The organism is Streptomyces katrae (assembly GCF_000966975.1).
GTDB classification, from domain to species: Bacteria; Actinomycetota; Actinomycetes; order Streptomycetales; family Streptomycetaceae; genus Streptomyces; species Streptomyces katrae.
Genome location: NZ_JZWV01000317.1, coordinates 1 through 1,942 on the forward strand (window position 1 = coordinate 1; position 1,942 = coordinate 1,942).

The 1,942-nt window shown below is 77.5% G+C and carries 2 protein-coding genes and 1 pseudogene; 1 reads left to right on the plus strand and 2 read right to left on the minus strand.

The window, feature by feature from the left end; translation table 11 throughout:
- Positions 1-831 (plus strand): tetratricopeptide repeat protein (locus tag VR44_RS12690; protein ID WP_045947565.1); only part of this gene is annotated, 831 nt, incomplete at its 5' end.
- Between the two features lie 49 nt (positions 832-880).
- On the opposite strand, the gene VR44_RS46375 is transcribed toward VR44_RS12690, so the two are convergent.
- Both VR44_RS46375 and VR44_RS46380 read right to left on the minus strand, forming a co-directional pair.
- Positions 881-1,354: a hypothetical protein gene (locus VR44_RS46375; protein ID WP_211275061.1), complete on the minus strand. Its 474-nt coding sequence runs from the start codon at positions 1,352-1,354 to the stop codon at positions 881-883.
- A pseudogene (locus VR44_RS46380) lies at positions 1,351-1,942 on the minus strand (YfhO family protein); the annotation flags it as partial. The pseudogene VR44_RS46380 and the gene VR44_RS46375, both read right to left, overlap by 4 nt.

Here is a 1,942-nt window from a genome sequence, read left to right on the forward strand (position 1 = left end):
CTGTACGAGCCCCCGGCCCCCGTACGCGTCCGGCGCCCCGAGATCCCGCAGGAGCTGGAGGCGCTGCTGATGCGCCTCCTCGCCAAGGACCCGCAGGACCGGCCCGGTTCGGCGCAGGAGGTCTACGAGGCCCTCGCGCCGCTGCTCCCGGCCCCCGGCAGCCGCCCCGTCGCAGGCCCCCTCGACCCGACCCGGCCCTTCCTGCGCCCGCAGGCACCCTGGCCGGACCGGCAGGCCGCCGGCGGGGTCCCGCCGATGCCGGCCACGGCACCGGCCCCGCCCCGCCCGGACATCCCGGGCGCGGTGGACGAGGCCCGCAAGCTGCTGGACCAGGGCCGGCTCACCCAGGCCGTGGACATCCTCGGCGGCATCCTCCCGGCCGCCGCCGCCGAGCACGGGGAGCACTCGCCGGTGGTGCGCAGCCTGCGCAAGCAGTACGCCGCCACGCTCATGGACGACGGCCAGTACCGCCGCGCCCTGCCCGAACTGCGCCGCCTCGCCGACGAGTTCCCGGCCGGCGACCCGCAGGCGCTGCGGCTGCGCTACGACGCCGCGCAGTGCCTGGAGCAGCTGGGCGAGCCGGCCGCGGCGCTGGCCGAGTACCGGTCGCTGCTGCCGCTGTTCGAGAACCACTACGCCAACCCGGACCCCGGCCTGCCGCTGGAGGTCCGCCGCCGCATAGCGCACCTGCTGCTCTCCCTCGGCGACCGCGCGGCCGCCCACGACACCCTGGTCCGGCTCCTGTACGACGCGGACCGGGTGCACGGGCCGGCGCACCCCCTGCCGGTGGACATCCGCCGGACCCTGCAGTGGCTGGGCCAGGTGCGCTGACGGCGGACCGCCCTCGGCCCCCCGGCTCCGCCGCCCACTCCGCGCCCCCTCAGCGCCGCCGCTTCAGCCCCGCCAGATGCTCCGGGCGTCGCCTGAGTACCGCCAGTGCGGCCACCACCAGGGCGGAAGCCCCCGCCAGCCCGGCGCCCGCGAGCAGCCCCGGCGGGGTGAACTCGCACCTCAGGGTGGTGGTGCGGCCGTCCAGCGGCACCGCCAGCAGCCCCAGCCGCGACCCGGCCGGACGGCCCTCGCAGCTCCAGCCCGCGACGGCCGGCACCGCGACGACCGCCGTGCCGGTGCTGCCGGGCGGCAGGGTGGCGGTCAGGCCCGCGTCGGACACCCGTACCGAGGTGGCCGCCGAGGCGCGCAGGGAGGCCACCGCCGCCGTGAGCTTCGAGCGGTCCAGACAGCCCAGCGTCCACCGGTCGGGGGCCTGGCGGTCGAAGACGAGCTGCGAGGACGGCCCGTGCGAGCGGCCCAGTGGCTGGAGCGCCGCCCGGTTCTTCGGCTGGGTCCCGTTCATCCTGGAGGGCCGGCCGTCCGCGAGGGTGGCCGAGCCGCTGTACTCCGGCGCCCACAGGAAGGGGTCGGTGCCCGAGCGGCAGACCCCGGGCGTGACCGGCTCCTCGTACACCTTCGCGCCCAGCAGCAGCTCCTGGTTGGCGAACGGGGACTCGCCGAACTGCGGCGGCGGCCCGGCCGGACGGTGACCAGCGGCAGCGCCTCCGCGCGGACCACCTTCCCGTCCGCCTTCAGCCGCGCCCCCACCGAGAAAAGGGCGTCCGTCACCGGGTTGTCCAGGCTTTGCACGCTGCGCCCGCGCGAGGTCCAGCCCGCGCCCAGCGCCGCCATCGTGCGGGTGAACACGTCCGGGGTGTGGCTGCTGTAGTACTGGCCGCCCTCACCGCCCAGGAGCAGCGGGTCGTTGCCCGACAGCGCGGGCCGGCCCGCGTCCGTGCGGTACGCCGGCCAGCCGTCGGCCCGGGTCAGGGCCCGTTCGCGGGTGGTGTTGGACCGCCCCCAGGAGGGGTAGTCGTCCAGCCCGGCGAGCTTGCCCTTGTGCCCGTACGCCGTGGTCGCGGCGGCCTGCGCCACCAGCGCCGCCGCCAGC

Bases quoted from the DNA above. Each gene is read 5' to 3' on its own strand.
- VR44_RS46375 (WP_211275061.1), bottom strand. From the start codon at position 1,354: ATGAACGGGACCCAGCCGAAGAACCGGGCGGCGCTCCAGCCACTGGGC.